The following is a 26,720-nucleotide window of genomic DNA, read 5'->3' as shown; positions in this document are numbered from 1 at the left end:
CGAAAACGCGAATACTGTATATTTATACAGCCATGTCAATGTTTGATCTCGCCTCTCCATACGCCGTCCGACTGCATGTCGGTCGATCGATACTGCACCTGCATGGCAGGTTAGCTCCAGGCTGGCGAGTGCGCAAACGTAGAGCGGGTGATCTTCGCTATGCGCCCACCAGGATTAATCTGCTACAAAGTGGGCGTGCGCGAAGCGGGGAGCAAAATAACATTCCCATGGACACCATACATGCCAAGGCGCCGCGGGAGACCGTCGGGCGAAACACGGTGTCGCGTTTCAGAATGCAGTTCCAAGCAGCCGCTTACGCGGCGCTTGAGATTCTGGGCGGCAAAGAGGTCGACCGTGTTTACTGTGACTACCACGACGATTTCGTCGTGCGCCGCACCGTTGCCGGCGTCGTCGAGTACCACTTCTTCCAAGTCAAGACAAAGGGCAAGGCAAACCAGCAGTGGGACGTAGCCGAAGTGTTCGCGCTCAAGAAGAAGGGTGCCTTGGATACCGAGGAGAAGCTTGAAGCGATTCGAAAGAGCATCGCCGGCAAGCTCTTTGTGCACACGCTAGAGTTCGGCGAACAGTGCAGAGAGGTCACGATCCTCAGCAATGTGCACTTCGACGACGACGTTCACGAAGTCGTAGCGGACTTGGCAGCTGGGTCATCCAGCAAGAAGTACATCACCCAATTCATTGGTAGGTTCGCGGACGTTGTCTCCCCGACCAAAGCCATGACGCCCGAGGAGGTCGAGGCCGCACGGAAGAAGCTGTCGCTGCTGGCTAATGTGCAGTACATCGGCGAAACGCTTGATGGTTTTGCCGCCGCCGCGCATACCGCCATCTACCGGCATAGCGAAATCGAGTTGCATCAACACGAGGTTGAGCGCATCGCGACAGGCTTGGTAACGCTGGTCGAAGAGAAGTCCTGCGCCCCCATCAGCGGGCTTTCCAAATCGGGAATCGACCTGGCAGCGAGCGTTGGCCTGGAAGACTTGCTTAAAGTTCTAAGCATCTCCACGCAGGTTTACCAGACCATAGTAGACGGGGGCGACCCTGCGGCCATCAAGGCAGCGTCCATCCTTCAGCGCAAGCTTAAGGAGGTCGGCGCCACCGAGTCGATGATCGAGACCGCCTCCCGGGCCAAGGTGTCTTGGGATATGTGGGTGCGGAAGGCTCGGCATGACGTCCCGGAGTTCACCTTCGACCTCTTGACCCAAGAAATCGACAGCAAATGCAAGAGCTGGCTGCTCGCTGGCGGCGTCTTTTCGGACCTCGAAGAATTCATTCAAGGCATCCTAAGTTCGAGCATCGGGAAGAAGTTCCCGACGCTCGACACTGACCTGGTGTTCGGCGGGTTCTGTGCCGCTGTGGTCAGAAGGTCCGCACGATGAGTACCGCTGAGTTCTTCAGCGAAGCCAGGCGGCTCAAGCTGAAGTTGAGCGTGTCAGGGGAAGGACTTTCCCCAGCTCATACGCTCGACAATGAGGCTCTCTTTCAGCTGCCCCTTCTTGCAATGACCATCCTCGCCATCTCGAAGGGACAGTCTAAGCCACACTTACCTGAAATTGGCCAGCTGGTCGGTGAGTGCTTGGAGCGCACGGTCGCCGGCTTCAAGGGGTCTTCGCAGGAAATCGGCTGGTCAGGCAACCTTCGCATCCGCACGATCAAGGCACTTACGTTCTTGGAGGCTACCGGCCAAGTGACCATTGACGAAGCGACTCGGCGAATCTCCGTAACCGACCTAGGGAAGAAGGTCTACAACGGTGCTGTGGATGGAGACAACCTGCTGGCTGTGTCCATGAAAACAATCGAGCTCAGCTACCAGTACATCCGGGATGAAGCTAGAGCCAGGGGGGAAGTGAATTGAGGCTGAAGTCACTGCAGATCGAGCCACTGGGCGATACGGGGTGGGAAAGCCCGCTTCTGACTTTCGGCGAGCGGACGACGATGCTGTTCGCGCCCAACGGCAGCGGCAAGACGCCTGTCATCCGAGGGCTTGCGTCAGCACTCGGATTCCAGAACAAGTTTCGAACCGACATCCTTGAGAAGTGCAAGGCTGTGGTTCTCATCGCAGAGTCCGAGGGCAAGCCACTCACGATCCGCAGGGTGCTGGGTGCGACGAACAACGAGTTCTATGCGACGATTGACTTCGATGGCGAGGAGACCGAGCACCACTCGGAGGGCTCCTTCTCCATCGCGCTGTTCAAGCTGCTCGGCCTCAAGCCCCCACGACTGGTCTCGAACAAGGGAGAGGAGGCGCAGCCCTACATCTCGACACTGCTGCCGGTCTTCTACCTGATTCAAGGCTACGGGTACTCCGCCGCCTACAAGTCGCCCAACGCCTTCATTGAGGACCAGTTCGCAGAGATGGTCCGCTTCTCCTTTGGACTAAACCCGAAGCACTCATACGAGGTCAAGAAGAACCTCATCGAGGAGAAGGCCGCCCTCGAGGCGCAGACGCGCAAGATCGTCGGCGCGCAGCGGGTGCTGGAGTACCAAAGTCGCGGTGTAGATGACAGCGATTCACATCAAGCGGCGCTGCGGCGCATGGCTGATGACCTGACGGCGCAGATCGACGCGTTGCGCACGTCGGTAGACGCGAAGGGCACAGCAAGTTCCGCCCTCACGGAGATGTTGCGCCAGAAGGATGTCCAGATTCGCGCCAAACAGCTCGAACTTTTCGACCTTAAGAACCGCGTTGCGGGCATTGAGACTATCCGCGCCGAGATTGATGGCGAGGTCAAGACGCTTGGTTTGAACGAAGAGGCCAGGCGTGTATTCACCTCGTTCCAGGAAATCTGCCGGGTGCCAAACTGCGGCCTCTTCCTGGGTAGCACAGAGTCGTACGGAAAGAATCTCCTCTATCTCAAGGACCAGATCAAGGATCTTGAGCGCAACAGCATGCGCGCGGAAGTTCGGGCCGAGCAGTTGCAGGAGCGACTGGAAGAGCTCCGCGCAGAGCGAAAGACGCTTGCCGACAACCTGGACTCGCCATCCGCTTCGGAAGTCGATCAGCTAGTCACAGCCGTCCAGGCCATGACAAAGCAACTTGTCGACGTGCAGTCGAACCTGGGCCGCATAGCGGCGCTGAAGACCGAGAAGTCGAAGTTGTTCGATCTGGAGCGAGAGCGCGACCGCATTCAGGACCGCATCGACGGTCTGACCAACACGGGTCGGGCAGACAACGACTTCAAGATGCTGCGGATGACGCTTCGCGAGCTCACCGTGAAGTGGATGCGGACGCTGGTCACGCAGAATGTGTCGACAAACGTAGACATCGACTTGAATCTGCGGTTCACGTTCGGCGGAGAGGCGATTGAAACCATCGGAAGTGGCGGCACCAGCAGTACAACCATTCGGTTGGTTCTTGCCATTCACGCAGCCTTGTTTGAAGCGTACCTCTCAAACAAGTCGCGCCCGTTCCGGTTCTTGATTCTGGACACGCCGAAGCAAGAAGAACTTCATACCGCTGACTTGGCACAGTATCTGACGGAGCTTGAGAAGATGTGCGAAGCCAATGATGCGCAGCTCGTCTTCTCCTCCACCGAGTATGACCATCCGACGGGTCAGAACGACAAGCGGTGGCTACCAGCTTACAAGGGTCCCGACAAGCCGATGTATCTGGGCAAGCACGGCGACCTGTTGGCCGTCGAGGAACCACCCCCGCCTGCAGACAAGACCCAGCCATAGCGTGAAGCGTAGACCCAGCGGTCAGCATGACTGGCTCGGCCCCGATTCATGCGCCCGAAGACACCCAACGAGCGGGCGTGCTGCGAGCGTCGCCACCATGTGTATTGGACGTCCGCACAGTCGCGATACCGACGTCAGCTCTGCGCTTAATAGCTGACATCCAAGCCGCTACTGCTCTCCGATGCGAAAGTCATCTTGATGACGTTTAACGGATGTTGGTTCGCAGCCGGCGACCGGCTGCATTCGCTGCAAAGCAGCCCGCCACAAGGCATGGTCAGCTTCAAGCTGACTCGATTCTCTAGCGCTCAGGCAACGCATTTGCATACTGCATGAGGCGCCCCATTCAGGGTGCACCCATGCGGTCAATCAGCATCAACAACTCCGGACGAACGACCATGGTTTGGAACGCGCTCACATGGGATCGTCCGGTGTTGCCTCGCGGCAGGCGTTGGAACAAGTGCCCCAGCGGGACAAGTCCCAGGCGAAACGCCTGACCAAGCACCTCGGCCACGTTGCGCTCTCTGCATGCACGCACAAGCATGTGGCAGTGAACAGCCAGGTGAGGCTTCCACCGCATTTGCCCCACAACGTGGGCAGCCTCAAGGTGAAGCCACGCCTGCTCACTGGATCGGCAGTGGCTCGCGCCGGCCAGCAAGCGTTCAAAGGCTCTTGCGTTCCACAGGTTCCGGTGCATTGCATCAGTGGACACGGCCGTGCTCCTCCGGGGCCGTCTTGCCATGACGCAATTCAGCGCTTGCCTGTTTGATCACAGCCGAGCCGCCATGCAAGGCCAGTGCCCCCATGAAGCCTGCAACGATCAGATCAGGCCACGCAGTCCCGGTCCCGAACACCCCCAGTGCGGCGATCAGCACCGCGACGTTGCCAATTGCATCATTGCGCGAACACAGCCAGACGCTGCGCATGTTGGCGTCTCCATCCCGGAAGGCATACAGCAGCCAAGCCACCCCGATGTTGGCCAACAGCGCCGCGACCGCCACCGCGCCCATGGTGCTGGCTTGGGGAACCTCGCCATTCCACACCGACCAAACAGCAGCGCCCAGCACGTACAGACCAAAGCCCATCATGCTGACAGCCTTCAAAACGGCAGCGCGTGCCCTCCATGCCAGCGCAGTAGCCAGCACCGCCAAGGAGACCGCGTAGTTCATTGCGTCCCCCGCGAAGTCCACTGCGTCAGCCAACAGCGACAAAGATCCTGCGCTCCAGGCTGCAACCACCTCCACCAGAAACATGAACACGTTCACGGTCAGCGCGATCCACAGAATCCGGCGGTAACGGGTCAGGTGGGTGATGGATTTCGGATCGGTTGGATCGTGTGAACAGCAATGTGCCGACATGGGCGCTCCTGGGCAGGGTTAAATGGTCATCACATTGAAAACCTTGGAGTTACTACAATGTCAACTTCTCTCTGAAGCGAAGGAGTTCGCGTGCAGATCAAAGAGCTTTCCCAGGCGACGGGCGTCGACGTGGAGACGATCCGTTTCTACGAAAAACAGGGCTTGCTACCGCCGCCTGCCAGGCGTGACAACGGTTACCGAAACTACGCCGAATCGCATCTGGAGCGACTGTCTTTCATTCGCCATTGTCGGGCGCTGGACATGCCGCTCTCGGACGTGGCACGCCTGCTGTCCTTTCTTGACGAACCCGAGATGCACTGCGGCGATGTGAACGATCTGGTGGATCAGCAACTGTCTCGGGTGCGTGCCAGATTGAAAAGCATGCGTGCTTTGGAAAAGCAATTGATGCTGCTGCGATCACAGTGCCGGGAGAGCCTGGGCGGGCACTGCGGCATTCTCGATGAGCTTGTGTCTGCTGCTCACGGCGAGGCTTGTGCGTGCCATCGTGCGGACTCTCTCGCCTGAAGCAGCTTCAACCTTGAAAATCAGTCGCCCTGTTGAGATTGGCACACATCTGCACCCGCTGCATGGCTGTCACTCCCCAAGCAAGCGCACCCTCAGGCCGCATGCAGCCAAACGGTGGTGACTGTTCTCGCCACTGCGCACCCAACTGCTGTGAATAGCCTCCTTGGCGCGACGCCATGCCAGCCGGCCGCGCGCCCCCACGTCATCCGTGGTGCCGCTGTTTATGATGACGGGCCATGTCCCACCCGAAACAAGCCCGCTCTGGCGCACAACCCGCTGTGGCTGCCGAGCCGCAACCCCACGTGTATGGCGAAGGGCGGCAAAAGCTGCTGAAGGCTGCTGCGCGCCTGGCCGCCAGCCACGGGCACACCGGGTTCAGCTTGCGTGAACTGGCCCGGGAGGCCGGGCTGGGCCACAACTCGGTGTACCGGCACTTCGAGAGCGTCGATGCCTTGATGGCCGCGCTGGTTCATGATTTTCACCAGGCGCTTCGGGCGGGGCTGTCACAGGCGCGCCGTCGGGTGCCGGCTGGCCAGCCACCGTCGAAAACGGTGGTGCCCTGGCTGTTCGATTTCGCGCAGGCCAACCGCGACATGTTTGTGGTGTCGATGCGAGAGCGCTTTCGGGTGGCGGGTGAATCCGCCGAATGGGTCGAGCAGGGCCTTCGGGACATCGAGTCCGACATGCTCAGGGAATGGGCTCAGGCCGGTCGCATTCCAAGCCCTGCACCCGAGGTGGTGGCCATCGCCGTCCGGATGATCATGGAGCAAAGCTTCCTGCTCTGCCTCGAATGCATCCATCACCCCGAGCGGCGCGAAGCACTGCTGCATCGCGCCGAGATGGGGTACCAGTGGATCCTGGGGGGCGCGATGCAATCACTCAAGGCTCAGTCGAGGTAATCGGCCAACGCGCGGCCCATGGCCACGTTTTCTTCCGAATGCGCGCCCGGCGTGTCGAAGTCACCGCTCATGCGCACGATCACCGTGTTCTGGCGCGGCAACACATGAATGGCCTGCCCAAACACGCCAAGCGCTGAGAAATCACCGCGGTCACCTTCCAGTGGCCACCAGTGGTAGCCAAAGCCGTACAGGCCGGTGCTGCCTGCGCGCGGCACCGAGCGCCAGTTGCTCGGGTCGCCCTCGAAGGTGGTCGATTGCTTGATCCACTGTGCGGGCACGATCTGTCGGCCATTCAGTTGGCCGCCATTGGCATACAGCATCCCGAACAGGGCGTAGCTGCGCGTGGTGGCGTACAGGCAGCAGAAGGTGAAGGCCTTCTTCTCACGATCCTGCAGCACCTTGGCCGCGTCTGCCGTGCCCATCGGCTTCCACAAGCGAGTCTCCAGGTAGCGCTGGTACGGCATGCCCACGGCTTTCTCCAGCGCGTGTGACAAGGCCTGGCTGTTGATGCTGGCGTACTGGTAGCGACTGCCTGGGGCAAAAGCTGGGGTCAGCTCCGGGGCCAGGGTCTTGTCCAGCACGGTCTTGCCCGACAGGCCGACGGTGAGGTAGTCGGTGATCACGTCCGTGAACAGCTTGAAGCGATCGGCCTCTTCGTCGTACTGAACACCTGAGGACATCTGTAAGGCCTGCTTGAAGGTCACGCCCGCAAAGCCGTTGAGTGCCAGTTCGGGGGCATAGCGGTCCATGCGGTCATCGACCGAGCGGATCGCACCTTCGTGGATGGCGATCCCGATCAGCGCCGACAGCACTTGCTTGCCGATCGACCATGACTGGTGCAGAGAGCCCTTGTGGTATGGGAAGCGGTTGTACTCGTGGACGATCTTGCCGTCCTTGATCACCAGCAACGCGCGCACCTTGGCTTCGCTTTGGTACTGGGCCAAGGACTTGCTGACGCCCTCATGCGTGTACCGGAAGTTCGCTATCGGCGATCGCGGCGCGGCGGTGGGCAGGGTGTGGCCGTCTTTGGCCGCATCGATGGTGGCGCGGGGCAGCACCGCCTCAGGCAGGAACAAGGCCGGTGGCAGGCCCTGGGCCAGAACGCCTTGGGTCAGGCCCAGGCTGAATGCGATGCCCGCCAGCAGGCGGTTCCATGGGCGGGTGTGGGCAGAGTGGTGTCGCATGATGTTGGGGTGTGATGGATGGATTGAAAGCCGTCAGCCCAGACGTTGGGCCAGGCGGGGCAGTTGGGTCAGGGCATTGCTGCGGTCGACCATCTGTCGCTCGGCCGCACTGAAGCTGTCGTTGAGTTCGGGGTTGGGGTCGCCCGGGAACTTGAGGCCGTACACCAGCTGGGCATACGGGAAGTCCGACCCGAACAGGATGTGGCTGGTGGGCGTGATCTCTCGCGTGGCGGCCATGGAAGCCGGCGCCGCCGACAAGGCCGTGTCGAAATACAGCTGGCTGAACGCACTGTTGCGAGGGTTCAGCTGCAAGGCCAACAGGCCCGCACGGTGCGAGAGGAAGGGGATCGTGCCCCCCGCGTGCGGCAGCAGCCATCGGATCTTGGGGTAACGCCAGAAGATGCCCTTGTAGAGCATGTTGGTCACCGCGCGCGTGGTCTCGAAGGGGAACTCGAGCACGAAGGTGGGCATCTTCAACTCGGGCTGCACAGGCGGTGCGACCGGGTGAATGAAGACCATGGCCTCCAGGTCATTGAGTGCGCGCATCAGCGGGTTCAGCAACGGATCACCCAGGTAGACGCCCTGGTAGTGGGTGTACAGCCCGATGCCATCGAGCTTCAGGAGGTTCATGGCCCGGTTGGCTTCATCGATGGCGGCGAGCACTTCGTTGCTGTCTCGGGCGTTGCCCAGCGGCAAGCTGGCGAAGCCGCCGAACCGCCGGTGCGACCTCGACCAGGCCGGTGCACCCACGAGCGCATCTCGGATGTAGTCGTTGATCTGCCGGGCCATCTGCCGCCGCAATGACGGATCTGGCAGGAAGCCAAAGCCCGGCTCTGACAGCGACACCACCTGGGCCTGGATGCCGAACTTGTTCATGAAGTCCACCGCGGCATCGGGTGACCAGGCGGGGGTGGGCAGGCCGCCATCGCCCTCGACCTCGTGGGTCTTCAGGGCCGATCGGTAGAAGTCGGGAATGAGGTGCGCATGGACGTCGATGCGAGTCGGTGCCGCGGCTGCCCGGGTGGGCAAGGCCGCGAACTGGGTGGCTGCCCCTGCAGCCAGGCCCAACGCACTTTGAAGGCAATGGCGCCTTGAGGCGCTGGACGGCATGCCCATGGATTTGTCCACTCACAATAAGAGGACAAATGTACGCATCCAGGCGCCAGCGGACATTGGGGTTTGTCCGCGACCGTCAAACTTCCTTCCAGGGGGGCCCGGAGGCCGTCACAGCTTGAACGACTTGACCATGCCCGACAACTGTTCGGCCAGGCCTGCCAGGCTGCTGGCGCTGGCCGAGGCTTCTTCGACCAGGGCTGCGTTCTGGTGCGTCATGGTGTCCAGGCTCTTGACCGCGTTGGAGAGCTTCTCGATGCCCTCGCTTTCATGGCGGGCAGAGCTCGCGATCTGGTCGATCATGGCCGTGACCTGATCCACCCGTTCCACGATGTTCTGCATGGAGTGGCCGGCGTCTTCGACCAGGTGTCGGCCGGTCTCCACCTCTTCGACGCTTGACTGGATCAGGCCCTTGATCTCGCGGGCGGCCGATGCGCTGCGGCCGGCCAGTGCGCGGACCTCGCTGGCCACCACCGCAAAGCCGCGGCCTTGCTCGCCTGCGCGGGCGGCCTCGACGGCTGCGTTGAGCGCCAGGATGTTCGTCTGAAAGGCGATGCCATCGATCACACCGATGATCTCCGAGATCTTGCGCGACGACGCATCGATGCGCTGCATGGTGTCGACCACCTGGGACACGACCTCGCCGCCTTGTGCAGCCGCGCTGGCTGCTGCGCTGGCCATGTCGGTGGCTGTGCGGGCCGTGGACGCCGTGCATTGCACCGAGTTGGCCATGGCCTGTACTTCGGCCGACGTGTTCTCGAGGTTGGCCGCAGTCTGTTCGGTGCGGTGGCTCAGGTCCAGGTTGCCGGCGGCGATCTGAGACGATGAGGTGGCAATGCTCTCCGCCGACTGCCTGATCGAGGTCACCATGCCATTGAGCGCCTGCTGCATGGTGTGGACCTCCGCCAGCAAGCTGCTGTCGTCGCCAGGTTCGACTCGGACGGGAGTCGACAAGTCGCCCGTCACCACCTTGCGCACCACCCGCACCACATCCCTCGGGTCGGCGCCCAGGCGTGCTTTCAGGGTGCGGGTGATGGCCACGCCTGCAATGATGCACATGCCCACCAGCAGGCCTGTGCCGCCAATCAGCACGGTGAGGGTTGTGCGGATCTGCTGACGAGCTTCCGCTTCGGTCTTGCTCGCCAGTTGCTCGATGTGCTGGGTGGTGTCGGTGATGTTGCCGATGAGTTTCCCAAAGGCCAGGACGGTGGCTTCGTCTTCGCCACTGGGTGACTTCTGTTGAAGGATGGTCTGAATCAGTTCACGGTGCTCAGGCCAGGCTTGGGCCGACGCGGCGAAGCCGGGGTTGGCCGCCTGGGCCAAGGGCATCAGCCGTTCGGTTTCAGCCATGCCGTGGCTGGTCTGGTCGCGTGCCGATTTGGCGCCCGCCGTGAGGATGAACTCCCCCACACCCCGCAGGGTGCTCTGCAGGGATGCACTCAGTTGGGTGGCCAGTCGTGCACTTTCCAGGATGTGGTTGGCCCGGCGATAGCCGTCAACCGCAAAGAGCCCCAACAGCAGGCCTGACAGCACCATGACGATGACACCCAGTTTGACTTGGCCAGCGAGCGATTGGGGCCACAAAGTCTTGTCGTTCATGTCGATCCACTTCTTGCATTGGCCCCTCTGGCCGGGGGGCAACCTGATCCAGACTTTGACGTGACTTATCGTTCGACCGGGAGGCTCTTGGCCGTCCACTCAGCGAAGCCACCACGCATGTACATCACGTTGGTGTGTCCCTTCTGGATGGCCAGCACCGACGCCTTGTAAGACTTCCAGCCGGTGGGGCCATCGCTGTAGAACACGATCTTGGCGGACTTGTCTGCGGGGATCTTGGCGAAGTCGAAGCTGTCGACGCTGGCGTCGAAGTTCTCCACTTTCTCGCTCTTTTCCTTGTAGGCGGCCGTGACCGCGCCGGGCACATGTCCCTTGCCGAAGTTGATCACGCTGCGGGTGTCCACAAAAGTCACCCCTTTGCCCTGGGCCAGTTTGCCGGCTTCTTCCACGCTGATGACCTTGCCTCCTTTGAGTTGCTGAGGCGTCTCTGGCGCTTCCCCGGCATGGGCCAGCAAAGGCAAAGACAGGGCCACGGCCATGAGCACAGAGCGACGAATCATTCGAAATCCTTTCAGGTGAGGTATGCAATCTGCACGGTTTATATCGGTGTGTGTGTGTCCGGGCTTGAGCCCGGTTATGCTGGCGTGCATCCATTTGTCTACCTGGAGAGTCAACCCATGACACGCATTGCCCCTGGCTGGGGTCGGCTTGGGCGCCTGGTGACCATGGCGGTGGGCCTGTTGGCTGCCGCCAGTGTCACAAGCCCTGCACGTGCACAGGCACACACACCCGCACCCAGCACGGCCACCACCGCCGCCACCTCCGCCCAGACCCGCCACCCCATCGTGCTGGTGCATGGCCTGATGGGCTGGGATGCCATCCTGGGTTACGACTACTGGTACGGCATCCCCACCGCCTTGCGCAAGGGCGGTGCCACCGTGCTGGTGGCCAAGGTGTCCGCGGTCCATGACAACAACGTGCGTGGTGAGCAGTTGCTGGCCCAGTTGCAGCAGTGGGCTGCGGCCAAGGGCTACCGCAAGTTCAACCTGATTGGGCACAGCCAGGGCGGCCCTACCGTGCGCTATGTGGCCGGTGTGGCGCCCGAGCTGGTGGCCAGCGTCACCACCGTGGGCTCACCCCACGTGATCGACGCCACCAACCCAGACCCGGTGCTGCAGCAGCTGCTGGCCGACCCCAAGACGGTGGCCAGCGTGGGCAAGTTCATCGACACCCTCAGCGGCTCGCCGACGCTGCCGCAAGACCCTGAGGCCTTGAAGGCCTGGGCCACCGACACGGCCCGCTTCAACAGCGCCTTCCCGGCCGGTGCGCCACTGCAGCCTTGCCGCAGCGGTCCCGAGCTGGCCAGCAACGGTGTGCGCTATTACTCGGTGGCCGGTGTGGGGGTCAAGACCAATGCCTGGGACCCGGTCGACGCCCTGTTCAAGGCAGGTCCTGAACCCAGTGACGGCCTGGTCACCGTGTGCGCGGCCCACTGGGGCAAGATGCTGCGCGCCGACTACCCCTGGAACCACATGGACCAGATCAACCAGGTGTTTGGCCTGATCGGCAAGGGCGCGCCTGACCCGGTGGCCTTTTACGTGGGCCAAGCCGGGCGGCTCAAGGCCATGGGGCTGTGACAGCCTGTCAGCCGAGCTTGTGTCCCATGGGGGTGGACGCCAAGTGCGGCATGGCCGCCTGGGCCTCCAGTTCATAGGCCAGCGACAGCAAGGTGCCCTCTTGCCCGGCTTGGGCCGACAACTGAATGCCGATGGGGCGTGGATCTTCCTGCGTCATGCCCATGGGCACCGAGATGGCTGGCGTGCCCAGCGCGTTCTGCAGGGGCGTGAACGCCACATACTCGATCAGGCGGGGCAACAAGGTGTCGGGGTCGGTCGCGGGGTTCAGGTAACCCAGGCGCGGTGAGGCATGGGTCAGCACCGGGCTGAGCACGGCATCGAACGGGGCCAGGTGGGTCGCGTTCCAACGCTGGGCGCTCAGCAGCGCCATGGCGGCTGAAGGCATGCGGTACCAGCCCCGCTGGAAGGTGTGCATCAGCGCGCGGCTGAGCCCCTCGTACTGGTTCAGGTCCCAGTCGGTGCCCCTGAACATCACACGGCCGAAGCGCCCGACCGCAAAGCTCAGCAACCCCCAATACAGCAGGAAGCTGTCGATGTGAGCCTGGGACAGGCGCGCCTGGATTGGCTCGACATGGTGGCCTGCCGCTTCCAGCAGCCGGGCCGCGCGCCACACGGCAGCTTCGGTGTCGGCGTCGAGTGCACCACCGCTGGGCGGCGTGGTCCACAGGCCGATCCGCAGTTTCCGCGACGCGGGCCCCTCCACCAGGCCCACGCGCGGCAGGCCACGGTGGTGATGGGTTTTTTCCGCCTCGGCCAGGAAGGTGGCAGTGTCGCGCACGCTGCGCGTGAGCACGCCTTCGGTGATCAGGTTCAAGGGCAGGGTGCGCGACAAGGCCGCATTGACCAGCCGGTTGCGCGTCACCTTCAGGCCCACCAGCCCACATGCGGCGGCCGGGATGCGGATGGAGCCGCCACCGTCATTGCCATGGGCGATGGGCACCGCACCTGCGGCCACCAGCGCTGCAGCACCCCCTGAGGAGCCGCCCGATGAATAGGCCGTGTGCCAGGGGTTGGCCGTGGCACTGCCGTCCTGGTACTCGGTGGTGCCGTTGAAGCCGAATTCGGGCAGGCGTGTCTTGCCCAGCACATTGAATCCCTGGGCCAGGAACTGACGCACAAAGGGATCGTCCTTGCGGGCCTTGGCCGACACGAACAGGCGTGACCCCAGCTGGGTCGGGTGGCCGGCCAGGTCCACGGTGTCTTTCAGCAGGGTGGGCACACCTGCGAATGCACCCGGGGCATCCGCGCGGGCGTGCCAGCTTCGGGCCCGCTCGTAGGTGCGAAGCGCCATGGCATTGAGCATGGGGTTGACCTGCTCGATGCGGGCCACCGCAGCCGCCGTCACCTCCTGCACGGACACCTGACGACGGCGCAGGGCCTGTGCCAGCCCGACGGCATCGTGGTCGGCCAGCGCATCAGCCTGGAAAGCATGGACGCGCGGTGTGCTTGTGTTTCTCATGTGGGTTGTTGCATGTGCTCCGTTTGGATTGTAGGGGGGCGCTCGACCAGCCTTTGTCGAAGGCCGCGCGCGACGCTGACGTCCACGCTGCCCTTGTGTCGTTCCAAGTGCCTTGCATTGCCAGTTGCCGCTCCTACCATTGCGCCAGATCAAACCGAGAGCCGATCACGGCGCCCGACTGGAGACACACATGAGCAATCAAGCCCTGCACAACGCCAAGGAACTGGTGGCCCGCGAGAAACTGGACTTCGGCCTGGACGGGGAACTGCCCCGCTGGTGGTACGAGAACAACCCCTACAAGTCGCGCCTGGTCGACGCCCTGCAGGCCGCCTTTCCGGATGGTGAACGCTACTTCATCAGTTGTGTGCGCGCCTTCCGCGAGCAGACCACCGACCCCAAGCTGCTGGCCGAGATCAAGACCTTCATCCGCCAGGAAGGGCAGCACGGCATCGTGCACTCGAAGTACAACCAGCGCCTGCGCGAGCAGGGCATGGACATCGACGCCATCGTTGACTTCATCAACGCCAACAACAACTTCCACACCAAGCACTTCTCGAAGGAATACAACCTGGCCCTGACCTCGGCCTTCGAACATTTCACGGCCATGCTGGCCGAGATCTTCTTCGTGAACAAGCGCACGATGGAGAACGCCGACCCCAAGCTGCGCGCCATGATGGCTTGGCATGCCGTGGAAGAAATGGAGCACAAGGCTGTGGCCTATGACGTGATGCAGCAGGTGGCCAAGGTGGGCTACTTCAAGCGTTGCGCCGCCATGATCCACGTGACCCTGTTCCTGAGCTACCTGACCATCCGCTTCACCAACCGCCTGCTCAAGAACGACGGTTTCTCGTTCGGCAAGCGCATGTGGATGATGGCCAAGTGCCGCTGGTGGCTGTTCGGCTACAAGGGCATCATCTCCAGCCACCTGGGCACGCTGCTGGCCTACTTCAAGCCGGGCTTCCACCCCTGGCAGCAAGAGGCCATCCACAACTACGACGCCTGGGTCGAAGCCTATGAGCGCACAGGTGACCCGATGGAAGCGGGTGCGGCGCTGTACCGCGCTGCCTATTGAGGCCTCGGCGGGTTGACGATCAGGTCTTGCCCGCCAGCCGGCCCAGCACCTTCACCGCTGCCAGCACCCGCGCGTCATGCGGGTGCCCGCCATTGAGCCGCAGGGCCGAGCGAAAGCGCTGATCGGCCGAAAACAGCGCCCCCGGCGCCGTGCTGATGCCTTGCGCAAGGGCTTGGCGGTGCAGGGCCAGGGTGTCCACGCCGTCGGGTAGTTGCACCCACAGGAAGTAACCGCCCGCCGGGCGTGACACGCGCGTGCCCTTCGGAAAGTGTTTCAGCACGGCCGTGCGCAACTGGTGCAGGCTGTCGGCCAGGGTCTTGCGCAATTGCCGCAGGTGGCGGTCGTAGCCGCCTTCTTCGAGGTACTCGGCCAGGGCCAGCTGCGAAGGCACCGAGGTGGCCAGCGAGCTCATCATCTTCAGCTTCTGCACTGCATGGCTGTGCCGGCCGGGCAGGGCCCATCCCACACGGTAGCCTGGCGCCAGGCACTTCGAGAACGAGCTGCAGTACAGCACCTGCCCCTCGGTGTCGAAGGCCTTGAGCGGCAAGGGGCGCTCGCTGCCGTGGTGCAACTCGCCGTACACATCGTCTTCCACCACCGGTGTGCCTGCTTGCTGCAGGGTGCGCATCACGGCCTGCTTGCGAGCGTGCGGCATCAGGGCCCCCAGCGGGTTCTGAAAGTTCGGCATCAGCCAGCAGGCGGCCACGTGGTGGCGCTGCAGCACCTCGGCCAGCGCATCGGGATCCACCCCCAGCTGCGGGTCGGTGGGCACCTCCACGGCGCGCAGGTGCAGGCGTTCGAGGGCTTGCAATGCGGCATAGAAGGTGGGGGCCTCCACGGCCACCACATCACCCGGTTGCGTCACGGCCTGCAGGCTGAGGTTCAGTGCCTCCATGGCGCCATTGGTGATCACGGGCTCTTGCGCGCTCACCCGCAGGCCGTGGCGCACGCACCGTGCCCGCACGGCTTCACGCAGCCGCGCATTGCCCGTGGTCAGCTCGGTGGTCAAGGCCAGAGGCGCCAATTGCCGCATGGCGCGTGCGCCATCACGGGCCAGTCGCTCCAGCGGGAACAGGGTCGGCGAAGGGAAGGCCGAGCCCAGGGGCACCACCTCCTTGTCGCGCGTGCTGCTGAGCACCTCGAACACCAGCTCGCTGATGGCCACAGGCGTGCTCTCGCGGCGCGCGGTGGCTGGCAGCGCGGGCTGCCGCAAGGCTTGCGGGGTGCGCCGCACATAAAAGCCCGAGCGTGGCCGTGCTTCGATCAAGCCGCGTGTTTCCAGCAGGTCGTAGGCCTGGAACACGGTGGCCGGGCTGACCTGGGCTTGCGCACAGGCTTGCCGCACCGAGGGCAGGCGCTCGCCGGGTTGCAGGTTGCCTTCGTGGATGCGCTGGGCCAGCGCATCGGCCAGCTGTTCGTACAGGGTGCTCATGGGGCGAAACTGATCTGGTCAGTTTCGCAGAAATCTGAGTCTGGTGGATCAGATGGTGGCCGCGCACCATGCAGGCATGAGTGAATCCCGACGCATCATCCCGATCCTGCCGAGCGAACTGCTGGGAGGCGTCGAGGCGGCCCACAAGGTGCAGGCCCGCGCCACCCAGGGGCGCTTCACGCGCTGGCGCACGGCCACCCTGTGGGCCACGCAGCTGTTCTTTCTGGTGCTGCCCTGGTTGAACTGGAACGGCCGACAGATGGTGCTCTTCGACATCGAGGCGCAACGCTTCTACCTGGGGGGCCTGGTGCTGCTGCCGCAAGACCTGATCTTCCTGGCCGGGCTGCTGGTCTTCAGTGCCATGCTGCTGTTCGTGACCACCACGCTGTATGGCCGCCTGTGGTGCGGTTTCAGCTGCCCGCAGACCGTGTACACCGAGCTGTTCATGTGGGTGGAGCGCCGCATGGAGGGCGACCGCCACCGCCGCCTGCAGCTGGACCGTGCAGGCTGGACCTTCGACAAGCTTTGGCGCCGAGGCGGCAAGCAGCTGGGCTGGGTGCTGATCAGTCTGGCCACGGGCCTGACATTTGTGGGCTGGTTCACGCCCCTGCGTGAGCTGGCGGCCAGCGCGTGGCAGGGGCAGCTCGGTTTCTGGGACGGCTTCTGGGCCTTGTTCTATGGGGGCTTCTGTTACCTCAATGCCGGTGTGCTGCGCGAGAAGGTGTGCCTGCACATGTGCCCATATGGCCGCTTCCAGAGCGCCCTGATGGACGCCGACACCCGCATCGTGGCCTATGACCGAGCGCGTGGTGAGCCGCGAGGAAGCCAGCAGGGCGGTGCGTGCATCGACTGCACGATCTGCGTTCAGGTGTGCCCCACGGGCATTGACATCCGCGATGGATTGCAGGCGGCCTGCATCGGCTGCGGCGTGTGCATCGACGCCTGTGACGCGGTCATGGACAAGATCGGCCAGCCGCGTGGCCTGGTGCGCATGGCCACGCAGCGCACACTGGCGGCTTCCGGGCGGGCGCAGCCGGCACCGCAGGCCCCGGCCTGGCACCAGCGGCGTGTGCACATGTACCTGGGCATCATGGGGGCCTTGCTGGCCGCCCTGGCCTGGAGCCTGGCGGTGCGACCCGATGTGCGCGTGAACGTGATGCGCGACCGTGGCGTGATGGCCCGCGTGCTCGACGAAGGTGCCATTGAAAACGTGTACCGCGTGCGCTTGATGAGCCAGACCGAGCAGCCTCTGCAGGTGGATCTGCAACTCGGCGGCCTGGAGGGTGCTGCCTTGCAGGCCCCGGCGGTGGTGCTGGCCCCGCTGGAAGACCGATGGGTGCAGGTGTCGGTGCGCTTGCCTGCGCAGCAGGTCGCTCGGCTGGCAGGGCAGACCTTGCCCTTGCAGTTCGAGGTGGCCACGCGCACGTCACAAGGCACCAGTCGCGTGGCCGAGGGCAGCACGTTCGGGGTGCCGAGGTGAGCTGACCAGTCGCTGGCCTCACATCACCGACGCATGAACCTGTTCGGGGTGGCGCAGCACATCGGCCACCACGCGCAGGCTCTGTTCACACTGGTCCAGCGTGGTCGCCCCGCCCAGGCACAGCCTCACGGCCCTGGGGGGCGCGGTGTTGGTGGCAAAGGCCGTGCTGGCCACCGCCGCCACACCACGTGAGCGCCAGAACGAGGCCGCTTCATTGGGGCTGAGTGTGTCGGGCAGCTTCAGCCAGGCGTGGAAGCAGTCGGGCTGGCTCCACACGTTCCAGCCCTGCAGGTGCTTGAGCAGCAAGGCCTGTCGCACATTCGTTTCGCGGCGCACGGCGTGGACCACGGCGCTGGCCGTGCCGTCGTTGATCCACTGGGTGGCCAGTGACACCATGGGTGGCGCTGCCATCACGGTCAGGGCGCGCAAGGCGCCCGCGACACGCTGTGCGGCCTGCACGGTGGGGGCCTGCACATACGCCACGCGCAACCCGGCGCCCAGGCATTTGGCAAACCCGGTGACGTGGTAGGTGAGTTCTGGCGCCAGTTCGGCCAGCGTGGTGGGTCGCTTCGAGGGCAGCGCGCCGTAGGCATCGTCTTCGATGATCGGGATGGCGTAGCGCAGGGCAATGTCGGCCAGGGCTTCGCGCCGTGCAGCACTCACCGTGATCGCCGTGGGGTTCAGCATGGTGGGGTTGCAGTACAGCGCCTTGGGGTGCACGTGTTTGCAGGCCTCCTCGAAGTGCTGCGGGCAAGGGCCTTCGTCGTCCACTGGCAGGGCATGCAGCTTGATGCCCAACTGCGTGGCCAGGGCCTTGATGCCGGGGTAGCTCACCGACTCCACGCACACGGTGTCACCCGGGCGGGCCAGCAGGCTGAGCAAGCCGCTCAACACCCCATGGATGCCCGGCCCCACCAGCACGCGGTCGGCCTGGGTGGGGCCCATGATGCCTTGCAGCCAGCGTGCGCCCGCATCCCGGTCGGCCGGGCTGCCGCCGAAATCCTGATAACGCAGGTGGGCCCGCAAGCGCTGCGGGTCAGACCACATCTGCGCGAAGCTCTCGGCCATGCGTTGCAGCAGCGCGGCATCGTCGGGCTCAGGCGGCAGGTTCATGGTCATCTCGGCCGCGGTGCCGCCCCGCAAAGGCACAGAGGGTGCGGCACTGCGCACGAAGCTGCCGCGCCCGGGGCGTGCATCGATCTGCCCACGCTTTTGCGCTTCGGCCAGGCCCCGTGCCACGGTGGTGTAGTTCAGCTCCAGGGCCTGCGCCAGTTCACGCAAGGGGGGCAGGCGGTCTCCGGGTGTCAGCCGGCCGCTGGCCAGGTCTTCGGCCAGCAGTTCCGGAATGAGCAGGTAGGCAGGCTTGTGGCTGTCGCGCAGGCGTTGGGCCCAATGGCGTGTGAAAGAGGTCATGCCCCATTGATTGCATGCGGTGTGCCAATTGATTGTGTGCTTCATGGCACTCAATGGGTGCGTGGGCTGCCGGTTGCGCCTGTTTGGTTCATGCTGAATGTGTGATTGATCGCTTCTGGTGCGCAAGGGCCGCGGCCATGTCCTCGGCGTGTGATCCACATGCCATCGGTGCTTGATGGCATTTCACCCGATCAATGGCCAGGCGCCCTGGCCAACCCCATGACATCTGCATGAAAGCCGCGCTTGATCGCGCATTGATCGGATCTTCATGGCCTGCATTGGCACACCCGATGCACGGAGGAGGGCAGTGCGCACATCGGTGCAATGCACGCAGTTCCACCACCCACCCAATGGAGAGATCCCATGCCTGCTGTGACCAAAGCCCCCAATGCCATCGGCGACTTCCTGGTCGACTACGAAGAGAAGGTGTTTGAAGACGTGAAGGCCGCGCCGGGCGAGAAGGCCCTGGTGACATTCCACACCGTGGCGTTCGAGGGCTCGATCGGCTTCGTGAACCTGCTGCAGGCCACGCGACTGCAGCGCAAGGGCTACGAGACCTCGGTGCTGCTGTATGGACCGGGCGTGACCCTGGGGGTGAAGCGAGGCTTTCCCAAGCTGGGTGACGAAGCCTTCCCGGGGCACCAGAACTTCAACAAGCAGATCACCAAGTTCATGGAAGAAGGTGGCAAGGTGTACGCCTGCCGCTTTGCCCTGCAGGCCCTGTATGGCCACGGTGAAGGCTCGCTGATCGAAGGCATCCGCCCGATCAACCCGCTCGATGTGCTCGACATCGTGCTGCTGCACAAGAAGGCCAACGCCGTCGTGATCGACACCTGGACCCTGTGACCCCAGCATGAGCCAGAACGGGCACCCCACCATGAGCCACGCACGCATCATCAAGGCCGCAGCGGCGCAGATTTCGCCGGTGCTGAACGAAGCCGAGGGCACCCTGCACAAGGTGCTGGACACCATCGATCAGGCTGCTCGCCAGGGTGTGCAGATCATCGTGTTCCCCGAAACCTTCGTGCCTTACTACCCCTACTTCTCGTTCATCCGGCCGCCCATGACCTCCGGGGCCGAGCACATGGCGTTGTACGAGCATGCGGTGGTGGTGCCCGGTCCTGTCACCGACGCGGTGGCGCAGCGCGCCCGCCAGCACGGCATGGTGGTCGTGCTGGGGGTCAACGAGCGCGACCACGGCACGATCTACAACACCCAGATCATCTTTGACGAGACGGGCGCTTTGCGGCTGAAGCGTCGCAAGATCACGCCCACCTTCCATGAGCGCATGGTGTGGGGGCAGGGCGATGGCAGCGGCCTCAAGGTGGTCGACACCGGTGTCGGCCGCGTGGGGGCCCTGGCCTGCTGGGAGCACTACAACCCGCTGGCCCGATATGCGCTGATGGCGCAGCACGAAGAGATCCACTGCGCGCAGTTCCCCGGCTCCCTGGTAGGTCCCATCTTTGCCGACCAGATGGAAGTGACCATCCGCCACCATGCCCTGGAGGCGGGTTGCTTCGTCATCAACAGCACCGGCTGGCTGACCGACGAACAGATCCAGTCGATCACGCCGGAACCGGGGCTGCAGCGTGCGCTGCGGGGCGGTTGCTGCACGGCCATCGTGTCGCCCGAAGGCGTGCACCTGGCGCCGCCTTTGAAGGAGGGCGAGGGCCTGCTGATCGCCGACCTGGACATGAGCCTGGTCACCAAGCGCAAACGCATGATGGATTCGGTGGGGCACTACGCGCGCCCCGAGTTGCTCAGCCTGAACCTCGATGACCGGCCCACCACCCCTGTGCATGCGCGAAGCCGTGCAGGCGGTGTGGCAGCCGAAGGGGCAGCCACCGAGACCTTGCTGGTTCCCTTGGCTTGCGCGCCTGTGTCTGCCACCCAACCGCTGCGCGTCGCTTGACGCCACAACCGAAGGAGACCGCCATGTCGGCCGTGCTCAACACCTCACCGTCAGACCCCATCCCGCCAGACGTGGCGATGTCTGCGCAGACGGCAGCATTGATCGCCGAGCTCCAGTCCCGCGGTTTGCGCCTGACCGACCCGTCGGCCGGGGTGGCCAGCCGCCGCGGGGGCGCGGGGCCCTCCGACCACAAGGCCGTCACCATCGATGGCCACACGGTCATGGTGCCGGTGCACACCGCACCGGCCTTCGATTCGCCCTTTGTGGCCGAGGCACCTGACGCCGGCGGGGTGAGCATGCTCAAGCATGCGCGCATTCCGATTGCGCAGATCAGCTTCCCGAGCACCCCGCGTTTTTACGAGCGCCACACCGCCGAGGGCGTGCCTTATTCGCACATCGCCACGCTGCACGGCCGCGATGTGCTGGCCACCACCGTGCTGCAGACCTGCATCCGCTACGAGAGCCGCAAGAAGACCTGCCAGTTCTGCTCCATCGGGCAGTCGCTGGCCGCAGGGCGAACCATCGCGCACAAGACGCCTGTACAGCTGGCCGAGGTGGCACGCGCAGCCGTCGAGCTCGACGGCGTGAAGCACATGGTGCTGACCACGGGCACGCCCGCCACGCCTGACCGTGGTGCCGCGGTGCTGGTGGACAGTGCGCGCGCCATCAAGGCGGCCGTGCCGCATCTGCCCATCCAGGCGCAGTGCGAGCCACCCGATGACGACGTGTGGTTCCAGCGCCTGAAAGACGCCGGGGTCGACACCGTGGGCCTGCACCTCGAAGCCGTGACGCCCGCGGTGCGCGAACGCATCATGCCCGGCAAGGCCAGCGTGCCCTTGTCGCTTTACTTCAGCGCCTTCGAGGCGGCCGTGTCGGTGTTCGGCAGGGGCCAGGTCAGCACCTACATCCTGGCCGGGCTGGGTGACAGCGTGGACGACATCCTGGCCATGAGCCAGCGCCTGCTCGACCTGGGCGTGTACCCCTTTGTCGTGCCTTTCGTGCCGATCAGCGGCACCCCGCTGGAAGGCCACCCGGCGCCCGATCCGCAGTTCATGCAGGCGGTGCTGGCGCCCTTGGGCCGCATGGTGCGACAGGCCGGCCTGCGTGCCGACGACATCAAGGCGGGGTGCGGCAAATGCGGGGCCTGCTCGTCGCTGTCGGTCTACGAAAAGGCCGCAGACGCCGCAGACGCCTGAGGCCAGGCCCATCGCCACCCCACGGAGACACGCCCATGAATGTCGACACCGTTCCTTACACCACAGCCCTGTGCGAGTTGCCGCTGACCTTCCAGCCGGTGGCCTTCCGGGTGCAACGCGCCAGCCAGGACTGGGCGGTGCGTGACGCGCATGCCTTGCGCCGCGCCGTGTTCTGTGTGGAGCAGGGCCTGTTTGTGGGAGACGACCGCGATGCGATCGACGACCACGCGCAGCTGCTGGTGGCCTGCACCACCGTGGCCGGTGAATGCGACCAGGTGGTTGGCACGGTGCGCATCCACCAGAGCGGGCCGGGCGTGTGGTGGGGCTCGCGCCTGGCCGTGCACCCCTCTTTCCGGCATGTGGGCCGCATCGGGGCCACGCTGATCCAGCTGGCCGTGAGCTCCGCCCACGCGCAGGGCGCCACCGCCTTCTGGGCGCACGTGCAGCAGCCCAATGTGCCGCTGTTCACCCGACTGCACTGGGCGCGTGTGGACGACCTCATGCTGCACGGCCGTGCCCATGCACGCATGCAGGCCGACCTGGCCCATTACCCGCCTTGCCATGCGCCCGACTGGGGCTTCATGACCCAGTGGTCTGCACGGCACACGGACACCACGGTCACCACGGGAGCCTCGGCATGAGCATGGTGTCCACCCCGCCGCGGTCTGTCGGGCACGGCACGCCCGAGCCCGCGCCCACGATGCCGCTCAGTGCGGTGGTGCAGGCCTTGCGCAGCAGCCGCGGCTTTGCGCACAAGAAAGACATCTCGGCCGTGACCGACGCCCTGACGCGCCATTTGCCTGGCGGTCGCGCCGACCTGACGCTGGCGCATGGCGAAGGCGTGATGCTGGGTGACGATTGCGCTGTCATCCCCGACGACAGCGGCCACCTGCTGTTCGCGATCGAAGGCCTGGTGGACGATTTTGTGGAGGCCATGCCCTGGTTCGCCGGGTACAGCGCCGTCATGGTCAACCTCAGCGACATCGCGGCCATGGGAGGGCGCCCCATCGCCGTGGTCGATGCGCTCTGGAGCGCAGGCAGTGCGCAGGCCGAGCCCATCTTGCAGGGCATGGCGGCTGCGTCGGCGGCCTACGGCGTGCCCATTGTGGGGGGCCACAGCAACCAGCAGGCGGCACGGGCCCAACTGGCGGTGGCGGTGCTGGGCCGTGCGCAGGCCTTGCTCAGCAGTTTTGCGGCCCGGCCAGGCCACACCCTCTTGATGGCCGTTGACCTGCGCGGTCAGTGGGAAGGTGGCTACCCGTTCTGGAATGCCTCCACCGGGGCGCCGGCCCATCGCCTGCGCGACGACCTGGCCCTGCTGCCCGAGATCGCAGAGGCTGGCCTGTGTGGTGCGGCCAAAGACATCAGCATGGCGGGTGTGCTGGGCACGGCGCTGATGCTGGCCGAGTGCTCGCAGGTGGGCCTGCGCATCGACCTGAGCGCCCTGCCGCATCCTGCAGGGCATGGGCCCGGCGATGCCCCCGACGCCAGGCTGCGCTGGCTGCAGGCCTTCCCCAGCTTTGGCTATCTGCTGAGCGTGGCGACAGACGCCGTGCCCGCGGTGCAGGGCCGATTCCTGGCCCGTGGCCTGGCCTGTGCACCCATCGGCGAGGTGGTCGAGGGCAGCGCTGTGTGGCTTCAGCGCCATGACACCCACGACACCGCGTTGCTGTGGGACTGGGCGTGCGAGCCCTTCATCGGCGGCCACCTGGCCCGGGGCAAGGCATGAACCGCCCGCTACGCATTGCCTTGCTGATGCATTCGCTGAACCCGCGCGGCGGTGTGGTGCACACGCTGGAGCTGGCCGACGCACTGTGTGCGCAGGGCCACGCGGTCACGGTCATTGCGGCAGGGCGCCCTGGCCAGGCCCTGTTTCGCCCCACGGCCGCTGCTTTGTCGGTGGCCCCGCTCGGCGATTTGCCGCCCGCGCTCGTGCCCATGGTGGGCGCACGCATGCAGGCGGTGGCCGCCCACTTGCGCAGGCTCGACCTGAGCGCCTTCGATGTGCTGCATTCGCAAGACAGCATCACCGCCAACGCGCTGGCCGACCTGAAGGCCGAGGGCCGCATCGAAGGCTTCTGGCGCACGGTGCACCACCTGGATGCTTTTGACGATGCCCAGCTCAGCGCATGGCAGGCACGCGGCGTGAACGCCGCCACCCAGTTGCTGTGCGTGAGCGACCTGTGGCAGCAAACCCTGGCTCACGACTGGCACCGTGCCGCGCACCGCGTGCGCAACGGCGTGAACCTGCGTCGGTTTCAGCCGGCGCTCAGCGCTGCACAGCACGAGGCCGATGCCCGGGTGCTGGCCCAGCTCGGACTGCAGGACGGCTCACCCTACTGGCTCGCCGTGGGCGGGGTGGAAGAACGCAAGAACACGCCCCGCTTGCTGGAGGCCTTTGCCACGCTGAGGGCACCCGCACCTTCCGCACGCCTGGTGATTGTCGGAGGGGCAAGCCTGCTCGAGCATGCGCAGGCCCAGGCCGAGTTCGAAAGCATCCGCCAAGCACACGGCCTGGCGCCTGGGCAGCCCCATGCCGACCGCCTGGTGGTGACCGGGCCTGTGCCCGATGGCGTGCTGCCTGCGCTGTACCGACGCGCCACGGCCCTGGCCATGCCCTCGACCAAGGAAGGCTTTGGGCTGGTGGCCATCGAGGCCATGGCCTGCGGCACGCCCGCCATCGTGTCCCGTGTGGCGCCGTTCACAGAGCACCTGCAGCCCGGCGAAGCTTTCTGGGTCGACCCGCTGGACGTGCACGACATCCAGCAGGCTTTGCGTTTGACGCTCGATCCTGAGCAACGTGCACGCGTCGCCAGGTGCGCCCGCAGCGTGGCCGCCCGATTCGATTGGTCGGCCTGTGCGCAGCAGCACCTCTCCCTGTACCGAAGGGCGCTGGCATCCACCGCCCGCCAATCCACCCACACGTTGAACAGCCATGCCTGAAATGCATTTCACCGTTCTCTGGCCCGATGGCCAGGAGCACACCTGCTACTCGCCTTCGCTGGTCGTCCAGGACTTCCTGGTGCCGGGTCAACGCTACCCCCTGCCTGACTTCCTGGCCCGCACCCAGGAGGCGCTGACCATCGCCAGTGACCGCGTGGCGGCCAAGTATGGCTTTGCCTGCTCGCGCGCCATGGACCAGTGGTCGGCCATTGCGCACCACGCTGAAACCTATGCGAACCAGCACAACGCACAGGTCGAAGTGCTTCGCTTCGACACCTGAACCCACAGCACCTCGCTGCCTGCCATCTGCCCCCCTGAGGACACCCATGACCCACACCCCACCCCGACACCACGATGTCATCGTCGTGGGCGCAGGCCAGGCTGGCCTGTCGCTGAGCCATTACCTGCAGCAGCGCGGCATCGACCACCTGCTGCTGGAGAAGAACACCCCCATGCACGCCTGGCGGCACCAGCGCTGGGATGCCTTCTGTCTGGTCACGCCCAACTGGCAGTGCAAGCTGCCCGGGCACGACTACGCAGGCCCGGAGCCCCACGGCTTCATGAAGAAGGGCGAGATCATTGCCTACCTGGAGGCTTTCCTGGTCAAGGTCAACCCACCCTTGATGACCGGTGTCACCGTGCGGCATGTCAAGCCCACGTCAACAGGCTACACCGTGCACACTTCGGCGGGCGAGTTCTCGGCGCGGCAGGTGGTGGTGTGTTCAGGCGGTTACCACGAGCCGGTGGTGCCGCGCCTGGCCGAGCGGTTGCCGGCTCACATCGTGCAGTTGCACTCCGAGCAGTACCGCAACCCGCAAGCGCTGCCGGATGGGGCCGTGCTGGTGGTGGGCTCGGGCCAGTCGGGCGCACAGATCGCTGAAGACCTGCACCTGGCCGGCAAGCAAGTGCACCTGGCCGTGGGCGATGCACCGCGGTGCGCGCGCTTTTACCGTGGTCGTGACGTGGTCGACTGGCTGGCCGACATGGGCTACTACGACATGCCGGTGGACCAGCACCCTTTGCGTGAAGGCGTGCGCGACAACACCAACCACTATGTCACCGGGCGTGACGGTGGCCGGGACATCGACCTGCGTGCCTTTGCCTTGCAAGGCATGAAGCTGCACGGCCTGCTGGAAGGATTGCAGGACGGTGTGATGACCTTTCAGGACACGCTGAAGGATTCGCTGGACCAGGCCGACCGCGTCTACAACGGCATCAATGCGGCCATCGACCGGCACATTGCCCAGCAGGGCCTGGATGCACCGCCGCCATCGGTGTACGAGCCGGTGTGGCAGCCGCTGGCCAGCGTGGACCACACCCGGCTCGATCTGGCCGCGGCCGGCATCACGGCCGTGATCTGGTGCATCGGCTTCAAGCCCGACTTTGCCTGGGTCGATGCGCCGGTGTTCAATGGGCGTGGTCAGCCGGTGCACCACCGTGGCGTGACCTCGCAACCGGGCCTGTACTTCCTCGGGCTGCCCTGGCTGCACACCTGGGGGTCGGGGCGCTTTTCAGGTGTGGCGCGTGATGCGCTCTACCTGGCCGAGCAGATCGATGCCGCGCAGTGCCGTCACCTGCCCGCGAAGCAGGCCGGCACAAGTTCGCCGAGGTCGGCCTCCGCCACGCCTTGTTGACGCGCCTTGTCAACATGCCGTGGGGTCTGTGCTCGCATGCCAAGACGCGCGCGCCTGTGTAGCTTGAAGCGGCTCAAGCAGTGGCACGGCTGTGCGCCGGTGCCATACTTCACGGTGGTCCGCGACACCTTGCGCACCCTGAACCCTTCCGAGAAGCAGGTCAGCACCAGCGTCACCCGCAGTGACGACCCCGAAAGATCTGCCCCCATCACCCGG

The 26,720-nt window shown here is 64.7% G+C and carries 25 protein-coding genes; 16 read left to right on the top strand and 9 right to left on the bottom strand.

Annotated elements, in window-relative coordinates; all coding sequences use genetic code 11:
- The first annotated feature begins 227 nt into the window (after positions 1 to 227).
- From EYS42_RS08165 to EYS42_RS08155, 3 genes are read left to right on the top strand one after another with little or no spacing between them, the layout of a single operon-like run.
- Positions 228 to 1,394 (top strand): dsDNA nuclease domain-containing protein, encoded by a 1,167-nt coding sequence (locus EYS42_RS08165; RefSeq protein WP_165456677.1) that lies wholly within the window; start codon positions 228 to 230, stop codon positions 1,392 to 1,394.
- The gene (locus EYS42_RS08160) at positions 1,391 to 1,870 is read left to right on the top strand and encodes a hypothetical protein (RefSeq protein ID WP_130967644.1); all 480 of its coding nucleotides are present in this window, start codon (positions 1,391 to 1,393) and stop codon (positions 1,868 to 1,870) included. The genes EYS42_RS08165 and EYS42_RS08160 overlap by 4 nt, the downstream gene beginning before the upstream one ends.
- Positions 1,867 to 3,693 (top strand): hypothetical protein, encoded by a 1,827-nt coding sequence (locus EYS42_RS08155; RefSeq protein ID WP_130967643.1) that lies wholly within the window; start codon positions 1,867 to 1,869, stop codon positions 3,691 to 3,693. The genes EYS42_RS08160 and EYS42_RS08155 overlap by 4 nt, the downstream gene beginning before the upstream one ends.
- 343 nt (positions 3,694 to 4,036) lie before the next feature.
- Here the strand turns inward: EYS42_RS08155 and EYS42_RS08150 are convergent, their stop codons facing one another.
- Positions 4,037 to 4,387, bottom strand: a complete 351-nt coding sequence (locus EYS42_RS08150; RefSeq protein ID WP_130967983.1) for a DUF3703 domain-containing protein — start codon at positions 4,385 to 4,387, stop codon at positions 4,037 to 4,039.
- A 4-nt stretch (positions 4,388 to 4,391) separates the two neighbouring features.
- Entirely contained in the window at positions 4,392 to 5,048 is a 657-nt protein-coding gene (locus EYS42_RS08145) for a cation efflux transmembrane domain-containing protein (RefSeq protein ID WP_130967641.1), read from the bottom strand.
- 90 nt (positions 5,049 to 5,138) lie between these two features.
- On the opposite strand from EYS42_RS08145, the gene cadR reads away from it, so the two are divergent.
- On the top strand, positions 5,139 to 5,573 hold the full coding sequence (gene cadR, locus EYS42_RS08140; RefSeq protein ID WP_130967640.1) for a Cd(II)/Pb(II)-responsive transcriptional regulator: 435 nt from the start codon (positions 5,139 to 5,141) through the stop codon (positions 5,571 to 5,573).
- 236 nt (positions 5,574 to 5,809) lie between these two features.
- On the top strand, positions 5,810 to 6,472 hold the full coding sequence (locus EYS42_RS08135) for a TetR family transcriptional regulator (RefSeq protein WP_130967638.1): 663 nt from the start codon (positions 5,810 to 5,812) through the stop codon (positions 6,470 to 6,472).
- Here EYS42_RS08135 and EYS42_RS08130 read toward each other — a convergent pair.
- From EYS42_RS08130 to EYS42_RS17045, 4 genes are all read right to left on the bottom strand, one after another.
- Complete coding sequence (locus tag EYS42_RS08130; RefSeq protein WP_130967636.1) at positions 6,460 to 7,656, bottom strand: serine hydrolase domain-containing protein; 1,197 nt, start codon at positions 7,654 to 7,656, stop codon at positions 6,460 to 6,462. The two genes, EYS42_RS08135 and EYS42_RS08130, sit on opposite strands and share 13 nt — an antisense overlap.
- A 33-nt stretch (positions 7,657 to 7,689) precedes the next feature.
- Positions 7,690 to 8,772 (bottom strand): amidohydrolase family protein, encoded by a 1,083-nt coding sequence (locus EYS42_RS08125; protein ID WP_130967634.1) that lies wholly within the window; start codon positions 8,770 to 8,772, stop codon positions 7,690 to 7,692.
- A 108-nt stretch (positions 8,773 to 8,880) separates the two neighbouring features.
- Positions 8,881 to 10,368 (bottom strand): methyl-accepting chemotaxis protein, encoded by a 1,488-nt coding sequence (locus EYS42_RS08120; protein ID WP_130967633.1) that lies wholly within the window; start codon positions 10,366 to 10,368, stop codon positions 8,881 to 8,883.
- Between the two features lie 65 nt (positions 10,369 to 10,433).
- Positions 10,434 to 10,886, bottom strand: coding sequence for a rhodanese-like domain-containing protein (locus tag EYS42_RS17045; protein ID WP_165456676.1), 453 nt, complete (start codon positions 10,884 to 10,886; stop codon positions 10,434 to 10,436).
- Positions 10,887 to 11,003: 117 nt separating this feature from the next.
- On the opposite strand from EYS42_RS17045, the gene EYS42_RS08110 reads away from it, so the two are divergent.
- Positions 11,004 to 11,963 carry an esterase/lipase family protein gene (locus EYS42_RS08110; protein WP_207301134.1) on the top strand — a complete coding sequence of 320 codons (960 nt, stop codon included), beginning with the start codon at positions 11,004 to 11,006 and terminating at the stop codon, positions 11,961 to 11,963.
- 7 nt (positions 11,964 to 11,970) lie between these two features.
- Here EYS42_RS08110 and EYS42_RS08105 read toward each other — a convergent pair whose 3' ends face one another.
- On the bottom strand, positions 11,971 to 13,422 hold the full coding sequence (locus EYS42_RS08105; RefSeq protein WP_130967629.1) for an amidase: 1,452 nt from the start codon (positions 13,420 to 13,422) through the stop codon (positions 11,971 to 11,973).
- Positions 13,423 to 13,612: 190 nt separating this feature from the next.
- Here EYS42_RS08105 and EYS42_RS08100 point away from each other — a divergent pair, with 190 nt between their 5' ends.
- Positions 13,613 to 14,494 (top strand): metal-dependent hydrolase, encoded by an 882-nt coding sequence (locus EYS42_RS08100; protein ID WP_130967627.1) that lies wholly within the window; start codon positions 13,613 to 13,615, stop codon positions 14,492 to 14,494.
- 19 nt (positions 14,495 to 14,513) lie between these two features.
- Here the strand turns inward: EYS42_RS08100 and EYS42_RS08095 are convergent, their stop codons facing one another.
- Positions 14,514 to 15,926 (bottom strand): aminotransferase-like domain-containing protein, encoded by a 1,413-nt coding sequence (locus tag EYS42_RS08095; protein WP_130967625.1) that lies wholly within the window; start codon positions 15,924 to 15,926, stop codon positions 14,514 to 14,516.
- Positions 15,927 to 16,002: 76 nt separating this feature from the next.
- Here EYS42_RS08095 and ccoG point away from each other — a divergent pair, with 76 nt between their 5' ends.
- Positions 16,003 to 17,406 carry a cytochrome c oxidase accessory protein CcoG gene (gene ccoG / locus EYS42_RS08090; protein WP_130967624.1) on the top strand — a complete coding sequence of 468 codons (1,404 nt, stop codon included), beginning with the start codon at positions 16,003 to 16,005 and terminating at the stop codon, positions 17,404 to 17,406.
- Between the two features lie 18 nt (positions 17,407 to 17,424).
- Here the strand turns inward: ccoG and EYS42_RS08085 are convergent, their stop codons facing one another.
- Entirely contained in the window at positions 17,425 to 18,819 is a 1,395-nt protein-coding gene (locus EYS42_RS08085; RefSeq protein ID WP_130967622.1) for an aminotransferase-like domain-containing protein, read from the bottom strand.
- Between the two features lie 363 nt (positions 18,820 to 19,182).
- On the opposite strand from EYS42_RS08085, the gene EYS42_RS08080 reads away from it, so the two are divergent.
- The 8 genes from EYS42_RS08080 to EYS42_RS08045 are packed head-to-tail and all read left to right on the top strand — an operon-like array spanning position 19,183 to position 26,504.
- The gene (locus tag EYS42_RS08080; protein WP_130967620.1) at positions 19,183 to 19,665 is read left to right on the top strand and encodes an MSMEG_0572/Sll0783 family nitrogen starvation response protein; all 483 of its coding nucleotides are present in this window, start codon (positions 19,183 to 19,185) and stop codon (positions 19,663 to 19,665) included.
- A 31-nt stretch (positions 19,666 to 19,696) separates the two neighbouring features.
- Positions 19,697 to 20,731 carry a Nit6803 family nitrilase gene (locus EYS42_RS08075; RefSeq protein ID WP_130967618.1) on the top strand — a complete coding sequence of 345 codons (1,035 nt, stop codon included), beginning with the start codon at positions 19,697 to 19,699 and terminating at the stop codon, positions 20,729 to 20,731.
- A 23-nt stretch (positions 20,732 to 20,754) separates the two neighbouring features.
- Positions 20,755 to 21,927, top strand: a complete 1,173-nt coding sequence (locus EYS42_RS08070; protein ID WP_130967617.1) for an MSMEG_0568 family radical SAM protein — start codon at positions 20,755 to 20,757, stop codon at positions 21,925 to 21,927.
- A gap of 35 nt (positions 21,928 to 21,962) precedes the next feature.
- Positions 21,963 to 22,568, top strand: a complete 606-nt coding sequence (locus EYS42_RS08065; protein WP_130967615.1) for an MSMEG_0567/Sll0786 family nitrogen starvation N-acetyltransferase — start codon at positions 21,963 to 21,965, stop codon at positions 22,566 to 22,568.
- A gap of 59 nt (positions 22,569 to 22,627) precedes the next feature.
- The gene (locus EYS42_RS08060; RefSeq protein WP_130967981.1) at positions 22,628 to 23,656 is read left to right on the top strand and encodes a sll0787 family AIR synthase-like protein; all 1,029 of its coding nucleotides are present in this window, start codon (positions 22,628 to 22,630) and stop codon (positions 23,654 to 23,656) included.
- Complete coding sequence (locus EYS42_RS08055) at positions 23,653 to 24,870, top strand: MSMEG_0565 family glycosyltransferase (protein WP_130967613.1); 1,218 nt, start codon at positions 23,653 to 23,655, stop codon at positions 24,868 to 24,870. Before EYS42_RS08060 ends, EYS42_RS08055 begins: the two co-directional genes overlap by 4 nt.
- The gene (locus EYS42_RS08050; RefSeq protein WP_130967612.1) at positions 24,863 to 25,150 is read left to right on the top strand and encodes an MSMEG_0570 family nitrogen starvation response protein; all 288 of its coding nucleotides are present in this window, start codon (positions 24,863 to 24,865) and stop codon (positions 25,148 to 25,150) included. The genes EYS42_RS08055 and EYS42_RS08050 overlap by 8 nt, the downstream gene beginning before the upstream one ends.
- Positions 25,151 to 25,196: 46 nt before the next feature.
- On the top strand, positions 25,197 to 26,504 hold the full coding sequence (locus tag EYS42_RS08045) for an MSMEG_0569 family flavin-dependent oxidoreductase (protein ID WP_130967610.1): 1,308 nt from the start codon (positions 25,197 to 25,199) through the stop codon (positions 26,502 to 26,504).
- The last annotated feature ends 216 nt before the right edge of the window (positions 26,505 to 26,720 follow it).

Source organism: Aquabacterium lacunae (assembly GCF_004310865.1).
GTDB lineage: Bacteria > Pseudomonadota > Gammaproteobacteria > Burkholderiales > Burkholderiaceae_C > Aquabacterium > Aquabacterium lacunae.
The sequence above is the reverse complement of the archived record's forward strand: the minus strand, read 5'-3'. Positions and strand labels throughout refer to the sequence as shown.

Bases quoted from the DNA above. Each gene is read 5' to 3' on its own strand.
- EYS42_RS08165 (WP_165456677.1), top strand. From the start codon at position 228: ATGGACACCATACATGCCAAGGCGCCGCGGGAGACCGTCGGGCGAAAC.
- EYS42_RS08160 (WP_130967644.1), top strand. From the start codon at position 1,391: ATGAGTACCGCTGAGTTCTTCAGCGAAGCCAGGCGGCTCAAGCTGAAG.
- EYS42_RS08150 (WP_130967983.1), bottom strand. From the start codon at position 4,387: ATGCACCGGAACCTGTGGAACGCAAGAGCCTTTGAACGCTTGCTGGCC.
- EYS42_RS08145 (WP_130967641.1), bottom strand. From the start codon at position 5,048: ATGTCGGCACATTGCTGTTCACACGATCCAACCGATCCGAAATCCATC.
- EYS42_RS08135 (WP_130967638.1), top strand. From the start codon at position 5,810: ATGTCCCACCCGAAACAAGCCCGCTCTGGCGCACAACCCGCTGTGGCT.
- EYS42_RS08130 (WP_130967636.1), bottom strand. From the start codon at position 7,656: ATGCGACACCACTCTGCCCACACCCGCCCATGGAACCGCCTGCTGGCG.
- EYS42_RS08125 (WP_130967634.1), bottom strand. From the start codon at position 8,772: ATGGGCATGCCGTCCAGCGCCTCAAGGCGCCATTGCCTTCAAAGTGCG.
- EYS42_RS08120 (WP_130967633.1), bottom strand. From the start codon at position 10,368: ATGAACGACAAGACTTTGTGGCCCCAATCGCTCGCTGGCCAAGTCAAA.
- EYS42_RS17045 (WP_165456676.1), bottom strand. From the start codon at position 10,886: ATGATTCGTCGCTCTGTGCTCATGGCCGTGGCCCTGTCTTTGCCTTTG.
- EYS42_RS08110 (WP_207301134.1), top strand. From the start codon at position 11,004: ATGACACGCATTGCCCCTGGCTGGGGTCGGCTTGGGCGCCTGGTGACC.
- EYS42_RS08105 (WP_130967629.1), bottom strand. From the start codon at position 13,422: ATGAGAAACACAAGCACACCGCGCGTCCATGCTTTCCAGGCTGATGCG.
- EYS42_RS08100 (WP_130967627.1), top strand. From the start codon at position 13,613: ATGAGCAATCAAGCCCTGCACAACGCCAAGGAACTGGTGGCCCGCGAG.
- EYS42_RS08095 (WP_130967625.1), bottom strand. From the start codon at position 15,926: ATGAGCACCCTGTACGAACAGCTGGCCGATGCGCTGGCCCAGCGCATC.
- ccoG (WP_130967624.1), top strand. From the start codon at position 16,003: ATGAGTGAATCCCGACGCATCATCCCGATCCTGCCGAGCGAACTGCTG.
- EYS42_RS08085 (WP_130967622.1), bottom strand. From the start codon at position 18,819: ATGACCTCTTTCACACGCCATTGGGCCCAACGCCTGCGCGACAGCCAC.
- EYS42_RS08080 (WP_130967620.1), top strand. From the start codon at position 19,183: ATGCCTGCTGTGACCAAAGCCCCCAATGCCATCGGCGACTTCCTGGTC.
- EYS42_RS08075 (WP_130967618.1), top strand. From the start codon at position 19,697: ATGAGCCACGCACGCATCATCAAGGCCGCAGCGGCGCAGATTTCGCCG.
- EYS42_RS08070 (WP_130967617.1), top strand. From the start codon at position 20,755: ATGTCGGCCGTGCTCAACACCTCACCGTCAGACCCCATCCCGCCAGAC.
- EYS42_RS08065 (WP_130967615.1), top strand. From the start codon at position 21,963: ATGAATGTCGACACCGTTCCTTACACCACAGCCCTGTGCGAGTTGCCG.
- EYS42_RS08060 (WP_130967981.1), top strand. From the start codon at position 22,628: ATGCCGCTCAGTGCGGTGGTGCAGGCCTTGCGCAGCAGCCGCGGCTTT.
- EYS42_RS08055 (WP_130967613.1), top strand. From the start codon at position 23,653: ATGAACCGCCCGCTACGCATTGCCTTGCTGATGCATTCGCTGAACCCG.
- EYS42_RS08050 (WP_130967612.1), top strand. From the start codon at position 24,863: ATGCCTGAAATGCATTTCACCGTTCTCTGGCCCGATGGCCAGGAGCAC.
- EYS42_RS08045 (WP_130967610.1), top strand. From the start codon at position 25,197: ATGACCCACACCCCACCCCGACACCACGATGTCATCGTCGTGGGCGCA.